Raw genomic sequence first — 19,527 nt, 5'->3', positions numbered from 1 at the left:
TTATTCCTTATTGTAAAATCGGCAGCATTATTGCTATAAATCTGACAGAAACAATAAACTAATACACTATGTCTGAAAGAATTAAAACATACAGAGAGTTTTATCAGTTTTATCTTACGGAACACAGTAAAACAGGAACCCGAATCTTCCACTTTATCGGTACACTATTTATATTTTTTGTGATAGGATATGTTATCAGTTCAGGAAAGGAAAGATTTCTATGGTATATTCCGATTGTAGGATACGGATTTGCATGGTTTAGTCATGCCGTTATCGAAAGAAATAAGCCTGCCACCTTTAAATATCCATTGTGGTCACTGATCTCAGATTTTAAGCTTTTCTTTGAATTATTAATTGGAAAACAAAAATTTAGAGAAACGAATAGTCCGGTACAAAAACCTTAATAACATTCCTAATTCTGATTTCCAAATATTATTATTTTTAAACCATTAAGAGGAATTAAGATGATAAGGCTATTAAGATGAGCTTCGCTTTAAGTGTGAATGATATTTTTATCTTAACTATTGTTATTGCCTTGAAATAGAATAAATATATTGGGTTTATACTAACCCATCACTATTTATGTGACATGTCATTCTGACGAAGGAAGAATCTCTGTTCTCAATGAGATTCTTCCTTCGTCAGAATGACAGAATACTGTATAAATCATACCACCTTTTTTATAAAGACCGACCTGATATAGGTTAATTTTCTTCAGGGGAATCTGAATTTTTCGACACAATTATTTTTCCAATCCAATACCCTAAAGATGGAAGAATAAAGGATAATAATACTGGTAGTACGAGCGCAAAGCCACTTTTATCCAGCATCACAATTAACGGAAACAAGTAACCATTATATACTATTAAAGCCAAAGTAAAGATAAAACTGTCATTGCCAACGGTTGAAAAAAGATTAAAATTATTTCCAAACTGATCAAACAATCCTGACATGGTAAAGAATAGAATATTTACAAAAAACATCCAAAGGACAGATCTGTAAGTCTTGTTTTTCTTTGCATTAAAATATCCTCCCAAGATTAAAAGAAGTGACATTATCATAGAAATTATATAATTTACAGGACTAATATCTACCTCACTTCCACTTTTCCCAAAGAAATAAACGCCATATACCAGCAAATTCAGAAGATAAATAACCGTAACGTAATTCATAGCCCCATCTTAATATACAGATTCTACAATATTATAATGAATGGTATTCAATATCTTTTCCAGCTCTAGGTCTTTATCTTTAACCGGAACAGGAATATAGCTTGAGAAAGTCATCGTTTTATCTTTATTTAGAGTAACAACAACCTCCTCCAGAATATTTTTGTCATCCACATAAAACTGAATCCTATTGTCTATGATCTTCCAGAAAGAAAGTCTTGGCTCCGATGGTAGGCAATCTCCCACTTTCCCTCCTATATAGTTATACACCGCAAAACTATCTTCTCGTATAGCATAGTTACGCATCAGCCGGCAATTGTCAAAGTCTTTAACTATCTTCTTTTTCCCTTCATAAAATCCGGATTCTTTTAACTTCCAAAATCCTATAACATCTTCTCTCTTAAGCTTCTGTGCACTTGCAAAAACACTAAAAACCACAGCAGAAGAAAACAGCAGTCTCTTCATTATTTTTTCTTTTTCTTTTTAATACTGGGGCTTTTAGGAGCTTTATCCATCTCTTCACCCACTTCAATTAATCCCATAGACAACATAGAGGCCGGATCACCATGCTTCTCACCTTCTTTCCAGGTTTCAAAAGCTTTTTCACGAAGTCCCAAGAGATGGTAATAAGCTCCAAGAATATTATACCCTTCTGTTTCACCTAGATTGATCATTTTTTGAGAAAGTTCTATCAATTCCGGATGGGGCTTCAGCTTTTTCTCTTTGATTTTTTCATGATCTCCAAAAAAGCCGGGAGTATATTCCATCATTTTCAACCCAAATGCATTCAGACAAGCCTTAGCTAATCCTTGATTACAAAAGTCTTCACTAATCCTGGTGTAATCATTTGCATTTGAAAACAGCGCATCCAACCCTGACATATTTTTCGTCTTATCATAATATCCTGCCAATAAAACCGCCCTTTTCTGAGCTTCTACAGGATTTACCCTGTTATTGACTTCCGTACTGTCTTTTTTTCGAATCCAGACTCCGTTTTTAACCCAGTCTGAAATACCGATTAGCTTATCTTTTTTAATTTTAAAAACAAATACATCTTTATCCGGAATAACGATTAAGCTGTCATTTCTGGTAAAGTAATAGCTGCTTTTAAAACCGTCCACTATTTTACCATTTCCATCAAAATTGAAACTTTTATAAAAGGTCTCATTTCCCTGTTCTTCAAAATAGCCCTGCAGCGCATTATCTACTTTTTGTCCCCATGCATTACCCATTATAGAGATCGTAGAAATTAATACTAACAATTTTTTCATCAATTCAAATTCTTTTTTCTTTCAAAATATAAACTCTAAAAACCTCAATCTTACCGCTTAAGTTTAGTCATAAATTGGGGGTCTTTTTTCTGTCTATAATTTTCTGATCTCCAATATTTCCGACCTAAATTTCATTATATTAAAATATATTATTTTCCCTGACTTCGTTTATTGGAGCCCTCAAATTAAATGATTAAAAAACTAAAAAACAATACCGGAAATCCGCTAATTCCAGAAAATTTCGGCATGGTAATTGCGAGGTATGGTTTCAAAATCAAGTTTATGAAAAGTATAGCAACAATTCTAAAAGGGGCAGCGCCCGCATTAGCATTATTCGCAATGACGCAGTGTACAACAACAGCTGGAGTAGCCGCTGGAGATGAAAAAACGTTCATCGTAGGACCACAAACAGCAGACTGTACAGGAGTAGCTCCTATGAAATGTTTGCAGGTAAAAGAAAAGGCTTCAGAAGACTGGACAAATTTTTACACAAACATCGAAGGATTTACTTATGAACCAGGGTATGAATATGTTTTAAAGGTAAAAACAGAAAAAATCGCTAATCCACCGGCAGATGCTTCTTCCATTAAATATACATTGGTAAAGCAAGTTTCTAAAACGAAAAAAGAGACTGCATCAGCTGGTGAAAAAACACTTATCGTAGGAGCACAAACGGTAGACTGTTCTGCAGGAGCAGGTCGCATGAAGTGCCTACAGGTAAAAGAAAATGCTTCTGAAAACTGGAGTAATTTCTACAGCAATATTGAAGGGTTCACTTACGAACCGGGTTACGAATATGTTTTAAAAGTTAAAACAGAGAAAATCGCTAATCCACCGGCAGATGCTTCTTCAATAAAATATACATTGGTAGAACAGGTTTCTAAAACAAAGAAATAAAATAAAAAAGCTTCAGAAATTTCTGAAGCTTTTTATTTTTATGGCTGAGAGCTGGAAGTTATATCAGAACGATATACCTCCAATAGGCTTATAAACTAATTAAAAGATTTTTATTTCCTCTTTTTACTACCAGAACATCCCTACTCCCTTTCTCATTAATATCCCGTCTCATTTTTTGGAGGTTCAGGGTACTTTCCTTTGCTTGCTTCTCCTACAGTATTAGCTGTTGTCATTGCTACCACAAGGTCATTCAGCATACTGCTGGCTGCTGTTGGAGAGTTGGGAAGAAGGACAAGATTACTTCTGTTACTTGCTCCTACGGAATGTAAGGTATCATAATGCTGAGTCACAACAATAAGAGCTGATGCTTCGTGGGAATTGATTTCTACATTGTTCAGCATTCTTACTGATTCTTCAAGTCCTTTGGCTATTTCTCTTCTTTGGTCGGCAATCCCTTGCCCTTGTAGTTTTTTAGATTCAGCTTCTGCTTTAGCAACGGCTACAATTCTTATTCTTTGTGCTTCGGATTCATATTCTGCAGCTGTTTTTTCTCTTTCTGCAGCGTTGATTCTGTTCATGGCATGTTTTACCTGCTCATCCGGATCAATATCTGTTACCAAAGCCTTGATAATATCATATCCGTAGCTGTTCATTGCTTCCTGAAGCTCACTTTTTACAGCTACTGCAATATCGTCTTTTCTTACAAAAACATCATCCAGTTTCATTTTAGGAACTTCAGCACGCACTACGTCAAATACAAAAGAGGTAATCTGATTTTCCGGATTTTCCAGACGGTAATAGGCATCTCCTACCTGGTTTCTGATGACCTGATACTGAACGGAAATCTTCATCTTGATGAATACATTATCCAATGTTTTAGTATCAATCATTACATCCAGCTGCTGAATTCTAAGGTTTAACCTTTTCGCAATCTGATCTATAATAGGCAGCTTCAAATGAAGCCCTGAATGCTTAACTCCCTGGAATTTTCCAAAACGTTCAATGATTGCAGCCGTCTCCTGTTTAACCACAAAAAACGATGCAAATAAAATAATAAGCCCGAAAATAATAACGGGAGCCAGAAAAATACCCATAGTTTAGTTTTTAATATTGATTCTTATAAAGATAGAAATAATATTTAAACTTAGGGAGAATTTATACGTAAAGAAGCTTGAGGCTGGAAGTTATTGAGATCTGAAAAGCAACGTCCAGCCTTTAGGATTATACCGTCATTCCGATCTCAATTCCTTTAATTTTTCTATAAAGGTCTGTAGCATAATTATCTGTCATTCCGGAAACGAAATCTATGATTCCCAACACTTTCTGGTAATCTGTTCCGTTTTCATAGACAAACTGTCTTGGCAGTAATTTCAGCGCTTTTTTATCATAAGATTTTCTCTCCTCTTCCGGTTTCATAATAGAAGGAATGAAATGATCCAATAACTCGTACATTACATTGTATCCTGCATTTTCAATTTCTACAACAGCTTTATGGTTGTAAATCTTTTCAATAGAGAATGATTCTATATCCTGTAAAGCATTGTTTTCTTTTTTATAGATATCAAGTAACCCGTTATCAAGATTTCCCTCAAGAATTGTTTCAAAGTTAGATTTATACATCTCAAGCGACTTATTGATCAAAGCATTGATTACTTTCGCTCTTAAGTAAGAAATTTGCTCGTTTTCATTAGAGATAGAACTTAACTTTGTCTCAATTCTTTTGACATCGTCAGTTTCAGATTTTACTAATTCGAAAAATAGATTCTTACAATCTGCTGTGGATACAATTCCCAATCTGTGGGCATCCTCCATATCAATAATATTGTAACAGATGTCATCGGCAGCTTCTACCAGCCATACAAAAGGGTGTCTTTTAAAGATATGCGGTTCTTCGCTTTCGGAAATAAGTTGGGTTCCTTTTGCAATTTCAAGGAAGATCTCTTTTTCATTCTGGAAAAATCCGAATTTCTTACGGTGGATGATTCCTTTTTTCTTAGCTACGGCTTCACACGGATATTTTGCAATACTCGCCAAGGTAGAAAAGGTAAGCTGAATTCCTCCGGCATCTTTTCCCTGCTGTTGCTGTGCCAATACTCTGATTGCATTGGCATTTCCTTCAAAATTAACCAGATCTGCCCATTCTTTTTCATTGAATTTGGACTTCAGATCTTTTTCGTTTCTTTCAAAATAACTTGCAATAGCATCTTCTCCTGAATGTCCGAAAGCCGGATTTCCGACATCATGACAAAGGCATGCCGCAGCAATTACATTTCCTAAATTATATAAATAAAAATTCTTTGAATCTTCAGTAAGTTCATTTTTATAGTCCTCAGCAATAAATTCACCAATAATACTTCCTAAACTTCTTCCCACAGATGATACTTCCAGAGAATGTGTTAGCCTGTTGTGCACAAAAACACTTCCGGGAAGGGGGAAAACCTGGGTTTTATTTTGCAGTCTTCTGAATGCAGAAGAGAAGATAATTCTGTCGAAATCCCTTTGAAAATCAGTTCTTGAAGCTTTAGTATTTGGATTGTTTCCTGTACGTTGATTGGTGAAAATCTGGTTTAAATTCATCATTTTTCAAAATTACTCCAAATTTTAATTGTATGGAATAGTATTTAGATATTTCTTAGACAGACATTATCATTCAAAAAATCTATTACCATCAGAGTTTTTTCCGTTAGTTAATACAGGTAAAAACATCCTACATTTGATAAAAATAAAACTATAAAAATGAAAGACAGCGCATGGCTTGACAAATGGAATGAAAGGTATACCCAAGAAGAGTTTGTATATGGAACAGCCCCCAATAATTATCTTGAAGAACAGCTCAAAAAATTAAATCCCGGCACCATTCTGTTTCCTGCTGACGGGGAAGGAAGAAATTCTATTTATGCGGCTTTACAGGGCTGGAAAGCATCCTCTTTTGACATTAGTGAACAAGGCAGACAAAAAGCTTTACAATTGGCTGAACAGAACAATGTAACCATCGATTATCAAGTTGGTGAACTTCCGGCATTAGACTATCATGAACAGCAATTTGATGTTATTGCCCTTATTTATGCTCATTTTCCGGGAGACATTAAGTCATCCATACACCAAATGCTGGATCAATATCTTCGCAAAGATGGATTTGTTATTTTCGAAGCTTTCAGTAAAAAGCATCTTGATTATGTCACGAAAAATGAAAAAGTAGGTGGCCCGAGAGATATAGAATCCTTATTTTCCATAGAAGAAATTAAAGCAGATTTTCCCAACTACTCCATTATAGAACTTCAAGAGGTAGAAATTGAGCTTCAGGAAGGTTTATTTCACAATGGGACAGGTTCTGTGATCCGTTTTGTGGGACAAAAACAATAAAGATATTCACAAGTTTTGTCATTCTGTAAGAATCTATACTTTTAAAATATGTTATTGCGATTCTACAGAATGACAAATGTAATAAATAGATCTTCATTCTAGGTTTTGGCTAAAGCCGGATGAATTTTGAGCTTATTTATTTTGAGCGGTAGCTTCCTTCGACTAAGCTCAGGATTATAGCCCACTCCTATTGATATTGATATGCAAATGGACATTAGATGTTTAACAACTATAAACATTCATTAAAAACTTATCATCTGTTCCTAAAAATATTTATCAGCGTCAGCATTTTGTATATATTTGAATTTAAAATATGTTTCACCAATGATTAATATCAGCCATTTCATCAACTCATTTTCTTCTTTTATTTCCGACAAAACCATTCAGCCATGGGAAGCTATTGACAATCTCGACAATATACTGAAGGATCAATTAGAAAATGTAACTGCTGATTTTGTGACCACAGAATCATGTACCATTCACCCAACAGCTATTGTGGAGCAGAATGTTACTTTTAAAGGCAGAATAATTATTGATGAAGGTGCTTTTATTGGAGCCAATGCTTATATAAGAGGCCCTGTTTATATTGGAAAGAATGTGAAAATTGGCCCGGGAAGTGAAATTAAACAAAGCATGATTTTCGAAGAAACAGCTGTTGCCCATTTTAATTATATTGGGAATAGCATCATTGGGAGCAGAGTGAATTTTGAAGCAGGATCTATCTGTGCCAATCACTACAATGAAAGAAAAGACAAGGAAATATCAGTGCTTTTCAATGCTGAAATTATTAAAACAGGAATCCAGAAGTTTGGATCGCTGGTTGGTGATGATTCAAAAATTGGAGCCAATGCTGTTTTATCTCCCGGAACTATACTGGTAAGGGAAAGCATTGTAAAAAGACTGGAGCTGGTGGAACAGTTACCATAAATATTCTTAAAAAAACAAACTCTTCCATTATCTTTATGCATTCAACCTTATATATTCAAAAATATATTATTCGGGTTGTGTGGAAGAACAAATGAATGTATTAGCGCTTACTCTTAAGTTTCGGCTAAAGCCGGATGAATTGTTATTTATTTGTTTTGAGCGGGAGCTTCCTTCGACTAAGCTCAGGATTATAGCCCACTCCTATTGATGTTGACATGCGTATGGATAATAGATGTTTAACAACTCTATCATTCATCATTCATCACTCATTACTCATTACTCATAAAAACTAGTCTGTTCCTAAAAGTCCATCTGTATATTTTGTAAAGAACTCAGCTTTATAGACTTCCCCAATAGGAATTTCTGCCTCTTCAATGTATATATTATGGTTATCAAATGAATCGATATAGTCTGCATTCACCACATACGATTTACTGACTCTGATAAAATGATCTCCTGAAACTTTCTGATGAATTGTCTTCAGGTTCATTGCTGTAATAAGCTTTTGCTGTCTGGTATGAATCACAACATAATCTTTTAGACCTTCTATAAATTTAATATCCGAGAAGCTGATCTTATAAAATCTTCGGTCTGCTTTAATGAATAAAAAATCGGCAGTGTTGGATTCTATCGTATTCTTTATAGTATCATTAGATAAGAGTTCGGTATATAAAATGGCTTTATTAATCGCTTTTTCAAGCCTTTGCGGATCAATTGGTTTTAAAAGATAGTCTACTGCTTCCAGTTCATAACTTTTCAAAGCATATTGTGAATAAGCTGTAGTAAAGATAATCAGAGATTTTTTGGGAAGCATTTCTGCAAATTCCAACCCTGTCACCATGGGCATTTCGATATCAAGAAAAATAAGATCTACATCATTATCTTTCAGAAAATCCAGTGCGGAAGGAGCATTGGAAAATTCACCCAGAATATCAATCTTTGACGTTTCGCTAATCAACGAACGCATTTCTGCTCTTGCTAAAGGTTCATCATCAACTATAATACAATTCATCATACAGGAATTTTTAAATAGACGGTATATTTTTCGTTTTCTGAGTTTATTTTCAAATCAAAAGTATCATTATAAAGAAGTTCTAGTCTTCTGGTAATATTGGCAAGCCCAAGTCCGCTGTTCTTCTTATCTGTAATAAGATAGTCCGGATTTCGGGAATTGACACACTTAAAATAAAGATTCTGACCTTCAATACTTATATTTATGTTCACATAAGATTCTTTTCCACTGATATCAACACTGTGCTTTACTGCATTTTCCACAAAAGTGGTAAACAGGTTTGGAGGAATAAAGGCTGTGTTAATCGTCCTTTTCTCGGCCTCTGTCTGAATATCAAAAGTAAAATTTTCACGTCTGATTTTTTCAAGGTTTAAGAAATTGGATAGAAAATCAATTTCTGAGGTTAGCAATGTATTTTCGCCACTGTTTTCATAAAGCTGATATCTGAGAAACTCTGAAAGCTTGACAATCACCACAGAAGCTTTTGCCGGATCTGTTCTGATGAGCGCTTTTACATTATTTAACATATTGAAAAGAAAATGAGGGTTGATCTGATTCCTAAGTTCGTTCAGTTCCATCTGCATGGTCAGATTACTCAACTCATTGATTCTTTGATTATCCTTAATCCATTTCTGTAACAGCTTGACGGTGGTAGTGGTAAAAATAATAGGAATACACATCAATACACCTTCATAAACACTCCCTTTTTCAGTCTCTCTGGGAATATTTCCAACTCTGAAATCGGCAAAAACAGATCTGAAACCAAATCCTATAATATTAATCCCTATAACTCCCATGAGGATAAGAAGTACTAAATAGGCAATATATCTTGTTGTAAAGAAAAGTCTCGGTACCAGAATATAAATATTAATATAAATCATGGTAATCAGTATTGAGTATACAAAGACCAGCACATACAACTGATGTATTCCTGAAAATGACTGCCAAAACCTTGCACTATACAGCCAAAGGAAAAAGGAGATAAGAAACAACAGATGTCTGGCATATTTGTAACGTTCTTCCACCAGGAAGTCCATTGCAAGGGTCTCTTTAAAATGCCATAGTCTGTATTTCATATTCTTGTATTACTATATTGATACAAAAATAGGTAATCCCTCAGCTTATGCCTATAATATTATACGAAACCCAGATTTTATTATACCAATTACATCTCCTGTATCTGATCGGATTTCGTATAAAATACAGGCGGTTTTGTATAAAAACAAATTTATGCAACGGTATTCTATCTTTCTTTGCAGCGATTAATTAATGTATATGGAATTAGCAGTTTTTAAGGAATTAACGGAAGAAATCACATCAGAATGTTTTTATATGACAGAATCCCAACAGGAAGAAAAGGTAATACAACTCATCGATCTTCATCATTTTATAGAATGTTTTGATCCGAATATCAAAATCCTCAACTACATCCAACATCCTATTAATATTATAGAACAAAACGGAGTAAAAAAAGGAATTCTGTTTTACAATCTGAAACATTCATCTTTCATAGACTGCAATACTTCCGAAGAGTTTAAAAGAAGATATGAACTGGCTGAGCTTTGGTTTGTATTTGTGGAAGAAGAAACGGTAACCAACAACACTCCTCACACAGACTTTATTATCGAAAACAGTCTGGAGATTTTTTATGATCGCATTTTTCTGTTTCAGTTCTTCCAGTCTGATATAAGGAGGTTAAAATGAGTAATACCGTTGAAATAATGGAGATGAACGATAATTGATAAATGGCTTTAAATACTGTCACCGGATATTAATGGGTACCCATCTTTGAAAACACATTAATTACAATGACTCCGATAATAATGAGTGCGATTCCGATAATGGCAGGCAGATCCGGAACCTGCTTGAATGCTACTACTCCAATTATAGTAATGAAAACGATTCCCACTCCAGACCAGATGGCATAGGTAATTCCAACAGGAATCTGACGAAGGCTCAGACTTAAAAAATAGAAGGCGAAGGCATACCCTATTATCGTAACAACAGAGGGCCACAGCTTAGAAAACTCTTCTGATTTTTTCAGAAAGGTTGTGGCTATGATTTCAAATACAATAGCCAAAGCCAAAAAAAGATAACTGCGTCCCATAAAGTATTATTTATGCAAAAATAATAAAACCTCTACCCTGTTCCTAAAAAGTTTCTCCATAACTTCTGTGTTTCTTTTTTTTACCCTAATAAAACTGACAAAGAAGACATGAATTTTTAATTCTGACATAACAAGAATGTCATAGAATTTGACAACTGACGAAAAAATTCAACGCAAAAATCAGCGATAAAAATAAATTTTCTTAACATAGAAATTAAATTCACGCTGAAAATTCACCCCTCAATCTATCATTCCACGACAGTGTTATGCAAAGCATTATTTATTGTTTGTTTTATCAAGTCCAATATATAAGTCTGCAAACGGTTAACATTTTTACATTTTTTTAAAGACAGAACAATAAATGTATTAATAAATTCACAATAATACATTAACAAAATGTAAACAAAAAATTTCTTAAAATTTAAATAAAACCCCTATAACACACTGATATACATCATAGTGATTTGCTTTGGCACGTGATTTGAAAGCTGTAATATTGCAATTGAAAGATTGATAAAAAAAAGTCAAATAATTAAAAATAATACAAAATGGTAACTTATATCGGTATCGCAACATGTTTAGTAGTATTCTCATCATATTTCATGACAGTAAGAAGAGAAAGAAACTAATCATTAAAATAAATAAGCCTATAGCAAAACTATACTAATTATATTGTTTTATGTTTTTACTCTGAGAAATCAGATTGCTCTTTTACCAATGCGGTAAAAGGGCCCAAAAACATAAACAAAAAGATCTTAGTTTCATAACAAATTTTAATATCCAAATGATAAATCCGAGCATTAGTTCGGATTTATTTTTGTTTATGTACCTTTTAAGATGTCAATAAAGGATTATCTACAAAATTTACAGCCAGTCAAGTAGATATGAATTTCTTCCTTAAAAAATTAGATTCTTATTTTTTTCAAACGCAAAGTTCTAATCATTCTGGCACTTTACTTTAGGATGCTAAGATGGCGGTTTCGCCGCTGAAGAAGCTATATGAACATGCAGTCCTTAGAAAGAATCAATTCATTGATTCCGTCTTTGCTGACTTATAAATACAACGTCATAGTCATAAAAACTTTGCGTCAAATTTCATTCCCGTTAGTGCAAAATACCACTATACTCATTATCCTTCTCTACTATCTCATCTACATTGTACTCTTTAATTTTCTCTTCTGGCCTAGCTGGTTATTATCAATCAGGATGCTTTACGACATTCAATAAAGCCTTATCTTTGTTAGATTCAAGAACCATTAATAGTCATTATGAATCTGTACAATCTTATTATTCAGGATAAAGAACAAGTAGTCCTTAACGATGTATTTCTTAATAAAAACAACAGAGATCAGCTTGTACAGCTTATTAAGGAGCATACTTACAGCAAGGAACTTCAGGAATATGGACTTCCGGTGAATCATAAGATCCTTCTTCAGGGAAGCTCAGGATGTGGAAAAACAATGACGGCAAAAGCCATTGCCAATGCTCTTGGAAAAAACATTATCATTCTCAATTTAAGCAATATTGTTTCCTCCAGAATCGGTGAAACTTCTCAGAATATTAAAATGATATTTGATAAAGCTGCAAGGGAAAGATCAGTTCTATTCCTTGATGAACTGGATCAGATTGGAAAAGCAAGAGGAAGTGATGATAAGGATGTTGGTGAAATGAGAAGGCTGGTAAACACATTACTCCAACTTATTGATTATTATCCGGAAAATGCACTGTTACTGTGTGCTACCAATCATCCGGAGATTATTGATACTGCTCTGCTGAGACGTTTTCAGCTTAGAATCAATTACGAAATGCCTTCTAATGAGTTTCTGGATACTTTCTATGACACTCTTCTTAGTGGGTTTCCGGAAGATATGAGGACTATTGAAAGGAAGTACTCCATTTCTTTTGCAGAAGCTAAAGACCATGCTTTAACAGTGGTAAAAACAGCTTTGATTCAGAAGCTGGAAGCCAAAGAAACCATTCAATCATGAAAGAAGACATCCTTCACAACCTGAAAGTCATCAATACCAGAATCCAAAATGCCTGTGAAAAAGCGGGAAGAAATTCTGATGAAGTTAAACTTTTGCTGGCCACTAAAACGGTTCCTGCAGAACGTATTAAAATCGCTCTGGAAAACGGACAGACCTTAATTGCAGAAAATAAAGTTCAGGAGCTGAAGGAGAAATATGAAGACCTGAAGGAAACTCTTCATAATAATCACTTTATTGGGCACCTTCAAACCAATAAAATCAAAGATATTCTGAAATACGATGTCACCTGTCTACAATCATTAGATCGTTTAGAACTGGCAGAGAAACTTCATCAAAGGCTTTCTGCTGAAAATAAAACCCTTGAGGTTTTGATTCAGGTAAATACTTCCAATGAAGAAAGTAAGTTTGGAATAAATCCCAATGAAGCTATTGAACTAACCAGAAAAGTTTCAGAATTCTCTACATTACGAATCAAAGGTTTAATGACCATTGGACTGTTCAGTGCAGAAACAGAAAAGGTAAGACTATGCTTTAAAATTCTTAAAAAACTCCAACAGGAAATCATCCGAGAAAATATCCCCAACGTAGAAATGAACGAACTTTCTATGGGCATGAGCGGAGATCTTGAAACTGCCATAGAAGAAGGTGCCACCATTGTACGCGTCGGAACCGCTGTATTTGGAGCAAGAATCTACCCGGATAGCTATTATTGGAATGAAGAAAAATAAAGATTCTTAGTGTCAATTAACCTTCTTTAAAACATCTTTTTATTTAGTCCACAAAATCGGTATACTTTTTGATTATAAAACATTAATAACCAAACAAATGCAATTATGATTAGAAAATTACTATCGGGCTGTCTACTATTGACAGTATTATTCTTTTATTCATGTGAAAAAGAAAACACACAGATGAAAAGTGGAATCTCCATTGAAACCATTTCAATGATCACCGTTCTTACTATGGGAGTAGCCATTTTGGTGGCTTACAGCTATAAGAGAAGATAACAAAATAAATATAACACAAAGAGCCTCTCAATTTTTGGGAGGCTTTTTATATTTAGTTTGGTCATAGATAAAATTGCAGAAAAGCATTCAGTTTTGAGATGGCTTCGCTTTGCTCGCAATGACGATAAAAACAAAAATCCCTCTCATTACTGAAAGGGATTTGTTATATCTAGAAAAAATTCTAATTACATATAAGCTTCAATTGGCTCACAAGTACATACTAAGTTTCTGTCTCCGTAAGCTTCATCTACTCTTGATACAGAAGCGAAGAATTTGTGGTCTCTTACCCACTCTAGCGGATAAGCTGCCTTTTCTCTGCTGTATGGTTTATCCCAAGAATCAGAGATTACCAATTGTTCTGTGTGAGGAGCGTTTTTCAATACATTGTTTGCCTGATCAGCCTGTCCGTTAGCAATCTCATCAATTTCGTGTTTGATAGAGATTAAAGCTTCTGCAAAACGATCAATTTCAGATTTGCTTTCAGATTCTGTAGGCTCAATCATCAACGTTCCTGCCACTGGGAAAGAAACTGTAGGAGCATGGAATCCATAGTCCATTAATCTCTTCGCCACATCAGCTACTTCAATTCCTAAAGATTTGAACTGACGGAAATCTACGATACATTCGTGAGCAACTCTTCCGTTTTCGTTTGAATATAAAATTGGGAAATGCTCAGCTAAAATTACTTTAAGGTAGTTAGCATTCATGATCGCATGTCCTGTAGCTTTTTTCAATCCGTCTGTTCCTAACATTTTGATGTAAGCATAAGAAATGTTTAGGATCAATCCTGAACCGTAAGGTGCTGCAGAAATACCGTCGATAGCTTCTTTAGTTCCGATTTTAATGTTCGCATTGGAAGGAAGGAATGGTACCAAGTGCTTAGCAACACAAATTGGACCTACTCCAGGACCTCCACCTCCGTGAGGAATTGCAAAAGTTTTGTGAAGGTTAAGGTGACAAACGTCTGCTCCAATGTTTCCTGGACTTGTAAATCCTACCTGAGCGTTCATGTTGGCACCATCCATGTACACCTGTCCTCCGTGCTCGTGGATTAGGTTTGTAATTTCCTTGATGTTTGCATCAAAGAATCCGTAAGTAGACGGATATGTAATCATTACAGCAGATAAGTTTGCTGAATGTAATTCTGTTTTAGCTTTAAGATCTTCGAAATCGATTTCCCCATTTTCAAGGTTTTTAACGACTACGATTTTCATTCCTGCCATGGCAGCAGAAGCTGGATTAGTTCCGTGTGCAGACTGAGGAATCAATACTACATTTCTGTGGTGATCTCCTCTTGAGATATGGTATTCTCTGATAACCATTAATCCTGCATATTCTCCCTGAGCTCCAGAGTTTGGTTGTAATGAAGTTCCAGCGAAACCAGTGATTTCAGCAAGATCTTTTTCAAGTTCTGCAATCATCTGCTGATATCCTCCAGCCTGATCTACCGGTACAAATGGGTGTACACTCCCCCAATCTGCCCATGAAAGTGGAAGCATTTGAGTAGCAGCATTTAATTTCATCGTACAAGATCCTAAAGAAATCATTGAATGCGTCAATGATAAATCTTTTCTCTCAAGACGCTTGATATAACGCATCAATTCAGTTTCCGTATGGTATTTGTTGAATACTGCTTCTGTAAGAATTTCGTCCTTTCTAAGGTTTTCTTCAGGAATACTGTATCCTTCTTTAATTTCTAATTTGAAAGTCTGCTTGTCTTTGAACTGAGCGAAAGAAGCCATCAGATAGTTTAATTTCTCTAATGTAGTACTTTCGTTAATTGCAATACTTACCACACCTTCTGTGAAGTAGTTAAGGTTAAGTCTGTGATCAAGCATCAATCTTACTAATCTTGCTTTCTCATCTTCAGTCATTGTAATTTTCACGGTATCGAAGATTGGCTCTTCTACTACCTGATATCCTAATGCAGCAAGACCTCCTTTCAAAGCATTTGCTTTAAAGTGAATTTGGTCAGCAATATAGTTTAATCCTTTTGGACCATGGTACACAGCATACATCCCAGCCATTACCGCTAAAAGAACCTGAGCAGTACAGATGTTAGAAGTTGCCTTCTCTCTCTTGATATGCTGTTCTCTTGTCTGTAACGCCATTCTTAATGCGCGTTTTCCATACATATCCTGAGAAACACCAATGATTCTTCCAGGAATATCTCTTTTATATTCTTCTCTACAAGCAAAGAATGCTGCGTGAGGACCTCCATATCCTAATGGAATACCAAATCTTTGTGAAGTACCTACGGCACAGTCAGCACCCATTTCAGCCGGTGATTTCAATTTCACCAATGCCATTGGATCACAAGCTACAGCTACCTGAAGGTCTAATTTTTTATAGTCTACGATGTTCTCCGTATAATCCAGAACAATTCCGTTTTTACCAGGATATTGTAATAACACCCCATAATAAGATGCATCAAATGCATGGGTCTTGTGGTCTCCTACAACCACTTCGATTCCTAATCCTTCTGCCTTAGTTTTCAATACAGAGATTGTTTGAGGCAATACAAGGTCAGAGATAAAGAATTTATTAGCTTCACCTTTCTTCTGATCTTTAGTTCTGTTGTTGAAGAACATGTGCATTGCTTCAGCTGCCGCAGTAGATTCATCCAACAAAGAAGCATTAGCAAGACCAAAACCTGTAAGATCACATACTACAGTCTGGAAATTAAGAAGAGCTTCTAATCTTCCTTGTGCAATTTCAGCCTGATACGGAGTATATGCAGTATACCAGCTTGGATTTTCAAAGATATTTCTCTGAATTGCTGATGGTAAAAGTGTATTGTGGTATCCGAAACCAATATAACTTGTATAATCGGTATTTTTTGATGCCAGCTCCTTAGAATGGTTTAGCATTTCGTACTCCGAAAGTGCATCTGAGATCTCAAGATCTTTTTCTAAACGGATAGAAGAAGGAATGGTCTGAGAAATTAACTCTTCAATACTAGAAACGCCAAGTTTTTCCAACATCGCCTGTTTATCGGCTTCATTTAGGGAAATGTGACGGCTCACAAACTGTTCTGTATTCATTTTTATTTATTAGATTTTGTTTGTAAAAAGATGGGTAAAATTACAATTTTTTACACGATTGTACAACAGTCTAAATCCATTGATAATTCACTATTAAGTTCAGTTATCATAATACAATTCGCTTTTACCAATCGACCGTAAAGGTTTTATTTATTTTAAACACTAATTATATTAATTTTATAAATAATAATCAACAATTTCACCTATTCCTTATTAATAAAATAGTCGAATAATCATTAAAAATCGATTCAATAAGCAAGAAAACTCAAATTGAATGAGAGTAATCAGGAAATACAAACAGTACTTATTCATCAACTTTATTGTTTTTGTAAGAATATCATGAAATTTGTCAGAGGCTATGCTTTATGTAATTTACAGTTTAATAAAAAAAACAATCTTCAGCCTTTAAATCTGCTAAATATTCCTTCTGTTCCACGCCTACTTTCACGGAATCTGATATTATAAATCAGAATAAAAATAGCTATTCATCAGGTTTAAAGAATTTTATGAAATTTTATTAATTATATTTATTCTAAATTAATATATTTGCAACATGAATATGATTGTCCCATTTAAAGTTCCGCCTTTGGCTCCTGTGTTTGCATTCAATAATGAAGAGATGTTCTGTGAAAAGAAATCCTGCTGCAAGAAATTCAAGAAAGGGAAAAGATGTAAGAAGTGCCCGGGAAGGAAAAAAATGGCTTAAAACAATTCCTTAATCAGGAAGTATAAGGCAACCGCCAGAATAATAACTCCCCAAAACAGCATAACAATTTTAGGCTGCCCCGTTTTGTTCACTGCAGTACTGGGTTGTGGCTTAAACATTTCATCCACCGTATTTTTGAATTTTTCAGTATCATTTTCAAAAACCTCAGTGATCGTAATCCCTTGCACTACGGTTTTATGCAATAACGAATTTGTTGCATGAAGCAATAACTGAAACTTCCCGTCTTTAAATTCTGTGATCTTAAAGACCCTTTCTCCATAAGGTTTTTCAAGTCCAAAAGGCAGAACCTTCACCACATCAGCATTGCTTGTCTGCCAGCTGATGATAATCTCCTCTCCTTTTTTTGCGTGAATTTTATTGGCTGTAAAAGTCTTTATAGCAGGCGGAATATTATATCTGAAACTTCTCTGATGGCTTTCTAAGTTCCGGTCATAGCTTTTTCTTCTTGCAGAATCACTCAATGTTTCATATGCTTCCTGAATTTCACGAAAACGGTCTGCAAAAAAATCATCATTATCATTTTTGTCGGGGTGATACTTTAGGGAAAGCTTTCGATATGCTTTTTTGATGTCTTCGTCTGAAGCATCCTGAGATATGCCGAGAAAATAGTAGTAGTCTTTCATTGAGCAATACAAAAATAAGGATTTATTTTTCTTTTTTGCTTTGTATTAGCTGTAATTAATAAGTTCTAATCATCTATTTTAAAATCCTGATATAATTGTTGGAATAACGCAAGGACGCAAAGAGTATTAGCAAACTGAATGTTTGTAAGGCGCTAGGATTTTATCTGCTAACAATTGAACATTGCTAAAATATATCTTTAAATTGCCACGAATGCACGAATAAAAGGATTCGTGCATTCGTGGCAAAAATTAAATAGATGGATTCATACTATGAGTTTGGGGTTGGATCATAGACTTCTTCATTTATTTACCATAAATCCATTCTTTTGTAGGAATTATCCATGCATCAAGAGCTTTGAATAAAAATCCATGATTCAATCCTGTATTAAGTTCAATCTCTTTAAAATTTTTTATATTCGATCTGATGAATCGTTGTTCCTGAGATAGAGGAACATGACCATCATCTGATTTTTCTGTAATGGAAAGTATTTTCCCATACAGCTTGAAATCCGGATCTTTTTCCAAAGAATCATCTTTAAAACTAGCCCCAATAAAAACAAATTTCAACTCCGGATTCTTTAGATAATAGGAAATATATTGTGCAATATAGCCACCTTGAGATGTTCCAACAACTGCAATATTTTCAGCTTTAATCCCTTTTTTTATCAGACGGGCAATCTGTTTCTTTATTTTTAAAGCATATGCAGCCGGATCAGTATTGGGCTTCCTCTTTTCAAAAAGAATAATACTGCTGCTATCCTTCAACTGATGAAGAACTTTTTCATACTCCACAATACCATATTTAGGATGTGCTTCATCAAGCGTATGGTCTTCCATGAATTTATTATGCAGGAAGAAAATGTATTGTTTCTGCTTTAATTCAGATTTCTGTCCGTACATAATGAGAGACAAAACAGTAAATATGGTAATAAAAATATTTTTTGAAGCCATTATAATGTTCATTTTAAACAGAAAAACAAATTTAGTATTTAATAATCAGATTTTCTATACATCCAGAGTATCACTCTTCTGCTGGAAGATGTAAAATAAAAAATTCGGGCTCGGGAAGCAAAGCTTCCCGAGCCCGAATTAAACAATTTCAATTTAGTATTTTACTTTTTATGCTTCACAGGTATTATCCTTTTTGCAGCATCTTGAACTGAATTCTTTTTTGAATTTACCTTTCAGTTCCTGATATTCCTCATCATTCATTTCTCTTATCTTATCGGCTAATCCGAAAGGGGATTTTTCTTTGATTCCGTATTCATCAAAAATACCTCTGATAAATCTTTTTCTTTGTGCTGCTTTTTTAGCGATTAAGGCTACACCTACTACGGCTAATGCTCCAAGAGCTCCTTTTAATGCTGAATTTTTCATTTTTTCAAAATTTTA

The 19,527-nt window shown here is 34.6% G+C and carries 20 protein-coding genes; 8 read left to right on the top strand and 12 right to left on the bottom strand.

The window, feature by feature from the left end; translation table 11 throughout:
• Positions 1-68 precede the first annotated feature (68 nt).
• Entirely contained in the window at positions 69-404 is a 336-nt protein-coding gene (locus BLS98_RS09635) for an Mpo1-like protein (RefSeq protein WP_089735947.1), read from the top strand.
• 300 nt (positions 405-704) lie between these two features.
• Here BLS98_RS09635 and BLS98_RS09630 read toward each other — a convergent pair whose 3' ends face one another.
• Genes BLS98_RS09630 through BLS98_RS09620 form a run of 3 tightly spaced genes read right to left on the bottom strand, consistent with a single transcriptional unit; the run spans position 705 to position 2,440 of the window.
• Entirely contained in the window at positions 705-1,172 is a 468-nt protein-coding gene (locus BLS98_RS09630; protein WP_089735945.1) for a hypothetical protein, read from the bottom strand.
• Positions 1,173-1,181: 9 nt separating this feature from the next.
• Positions 1,182-1,634 (bottom strand): lipocalin-like domain-containing protein, encoded by a 453-nt coding sequence (locus BLS98_RS09625; protein ID WP_089735943.1) that lies wholly within the window; start codon positions 1,632-1,634, stop codon positions 1,182-1,184.
• Positions 1,634-2,440 carry a hypothetical protein gene (locus BLS98_RS09620; protein ID WP_089735941.1) on the bottom strand — a complete coding sequence of 269 codons (807 nt, stop codon included), beginning with the start codon at positions 2,438-2,440 and terminating at the stop codon, positions 1,634-1,636. The genes BLS98_RS09625 and BLS98_RS09620 overlap by 1 nt, the downstream gene beginning before the upstream one ends.
• Positions 2,441-2,722: 282 nt before the next feature.
• On the opposite strand from BLS98_RS09620, the gene BLS98_RS23575 reads away from it, so the two are divergent.
• Entirely contained in the window at positions 2,723-3,337 is a 615-nt protein-coding gene (locus BLS98_RS23575; RefSeq protein WP_228425188.1) for a DUF4377 domain-containing protein, read from the top strand.
• Between the two features lie 155 nt (positions 3,338-3,492).
• On the opposite strand, the gene BLS98_RS09605 is transcribed toward BLS98_RS23575, so the two are convergent.
• Together BLS98_RS09605 and BLS98_RS09600 are read right to left on the bottom strand one after the other, a co-directional pair.
• A complete protein-coding gene (locus BLS98_RS09605) occupies positions 3,493-4,431 on the bottom strand; it encodes an SPFH domain-containing protein (RefSeq protein WP_089735939.1) in 939 nt (312 codons plus the stop codon).
• Positions 4,432-4,558: 127 nt separating this feature from the next.
• Positions 4,559-5,914, bottom strand: a complete 1,356-nt coding sequence (locus BLS98_RS09600) for a deoxyguanosinetriphosphate triphosphohydrolase (protein WP_089736809.1) — start codon at positions 5,912-5,914, stop codon at positions 4,559-4,561.
• Positions 5,915-6,073: 159 nt separating this feature from the next.
• On the opposite strand from BLS98_RS09600, the gene BLS98_RS09595 reads away from it, so the two are divergent.
• Both BLS98_RS09595 and BLS98_RS09590 read left to right on the top strand, forming a co-directional pair.
• Positions 6,074-6,700, top strand: coding sequence for a class I SAM-dependent methyltransferase (locus tag BLS98_RS09595; protein ID WP_089735937.1), 627 nt, complete (start codon positions 6,074-6,076; stop codon positions 6,698-6,700).
• 324 nt (positions 6,701-7,024) lie between these two features.
• On the top strand, positions 7,025-7,627 hold the full coding sequence (locus BLS98_RS09590; protein WP_089735935.1) for a DapH/DapD/GlmU-related protein: 603 nt from the start codon (positions 7,025-7,027) through the stop codon (positions 7,625-7,627).
• Between the two features lie 289 nt (positions 7,628-7,916).
• On the opposite strand, the gene BLS98_RS09585 is transcribed toward BLS98_RS09590, so the two are convergent.
• On the bottom strand, positions 7,917-8,639 hold the full coding sequence (locus BLS98_RS09585) for a LytR/AlgR family response regulator transcription factor (RefSeq protein WP_089735934.1): 723 nt from the start codon (positions 8,637-8,639) through the stop codon (positions 7,917-7,919).
• Complete coding sequence (locus BLS98_RS09580) at positions 8,639-9,715, bottom strand: sensor histidine kinase (RefSeq protein ID WP_089735932.1); 1,077 nt, start codon at positions 9,713-9,715, stop codon at positions 8,639-8,641. Before BLS98_RS09580 ends, BLS98_RS09585 begins: the two co-directional genes overlap by 1 nt.
• 199 nt (positions 9,716-9,914) lie before the next feature.
• Here BLS98_RS09580 and BLS98_RS09575 point away from each other — a divergent pair, with 199 nt between their 5' ends.
• Entirely contained in the window at positions 9,915-10,343 is a 429-nt protein-coding gene (locus BLS98_RS09575; RefSeq protein WP_089735930.1) for a hypothetical protein, read from the top strand.
• 67 nt (positions 10,344-10,410) lie between these two features.
• Here the strand turns inward: BLS98_RS09575 and BLS98_RS09570 are convergent, their stop codons facing one another.
• Positions 10,411-10,746 carry a DMT family transporter gene (locus BLS98_RS09570; protein WP_089735928.1) on the bottom strand — a complete coding sequence of 112 codons (336 nt, stop codon included), beginning with the start codon at positions 10,744-10,746 and terminating at the stop codon, positions 10,411-10,413.
• A gap of 1,268 nt (positions 10,747-12,014) precedes the next feature.
• Here BLS98_RS09570 and BLS98_RS09565 point away from each other — a divergent pair.
• Together BLS98_RS09565 and BLS98_RS09560 are read left to right on the top strand one after the other, a co-directional pair.
• Positions 12,015-12,734, top strand: a complete 720-nt coding sequence (locus tag BLS98_RS09565; protein ID WP_089735926.1) for an AAA family ATPase — start codon at positions 12,015-12,017, stop codon at positions 12,732-12,734.
• The gene (locus tag BLS98_RS09560) at positions 12,731-13,462 is read left to right on the top strand and encodes a YggS family pyridoxal phosphate-dependent enzyme (protein WP_089735924.1); all 732 of its coding nucleotides are present in this window, start codon (positions 12,731-12,733) and stop codon (positions 13,460-13,462) included. Before BLS98_RS09565 ends, BLS98_RS09560 begins: the two co-directional genes overlap by 4 nt.
• Before the next feature lie 464 nt (positions 13,463-13,926).
• On the opposite strand, the gene gcvP is transcribed toward BLS98_RS09560, so the two are convergent.
• On the bottom strand, positions 13,927-16,785 hold the full coding sequence (gcvP, locus tag BLS98_RS09555) for an aminomethyl-transferring glycine dehydrogenase (protein ID WP_089735921.1): 2,859 nt from the start codon (positions 16,783-16,785) through the stop codon (positions 13,927-13,929).
• A 553-nt stretch (positions 16,786-17,338) separates the two neighbouring features.
• On the opposite strand from gcvP, the gene BLS98_RS23275 reads away from it, so the two are divergent.
• Entirely contained in the window at positions 17,339-17,491 is a 153-nt protein-coding gene (locus tag BLS98_RS23275) for a hypothetical protein (RefSeq protein WP_167356201.1), read from the top strand.
• Here the strand turns inward: BLS98_RS23275 and BLS98_RS09550 are convergent.
• The 3 genes from BLS98_RS09550 to BLS98_RS09540 all read right to left on the bottom strand — a co-directional run bounded on the left by BLS98_RS09550 (position 17,488) and on the right by BLS98_RS09540 (position 19,512).
• Entirely contained in the window at positions 17,488-18,135 is a 648-nt protein-coding gene (locus tag BLS98_RS09550; protein ID WP_089735919.1) for a J domain-containing protein, read from the bottom strand. The genes BLS98_RS23275 and BLS98_RS09550 overlap by 4 nt on opposite strands.
• A 303-nt stretch (positions 18,136-18,438) precedes the next feature.
• Positions 18,439-19,086, bottom strand: a complete 648-nt coding sequence (locus BLS98_RS09545) for a hypothetical protein (protein ID WP_089735917.1) — start codon at positions 19,084-19,086, stop codon at positions 18,439-18,441.
• Positions 19,087-19,254: 168 nt separating this feature from the next.
• Positions 19,255-19,512, bottom strand: a complete 258-nt coding sequence (locus BLS98_RS09540) for a hypothetical protein (RefSeq protein ID WP_089735915.1) — start codon at positions 19,510-19,512, stop codon at positions 19,255-19,257.
• Positions 19,513-19,527 lie beyond the last annotated feature (15 nt).

Origin of the sequence: Chryseobacterium jejuense, from assembly GCF_900100075.1 — a bacterium.
In the GTDB taxonomy this organism is placed as follows: Bacteria; Bacteroidota; Bacteroidia; order Flavobacteriales; family Weeksellaceae; genus Chryseobacterium; species Chryseobacterium jejuense.
The sequence above is the reverse complement of the archived record's forward strand: the minus strand, read 5'-3'. Positions and strand labels throughout refer to the sequence as shown.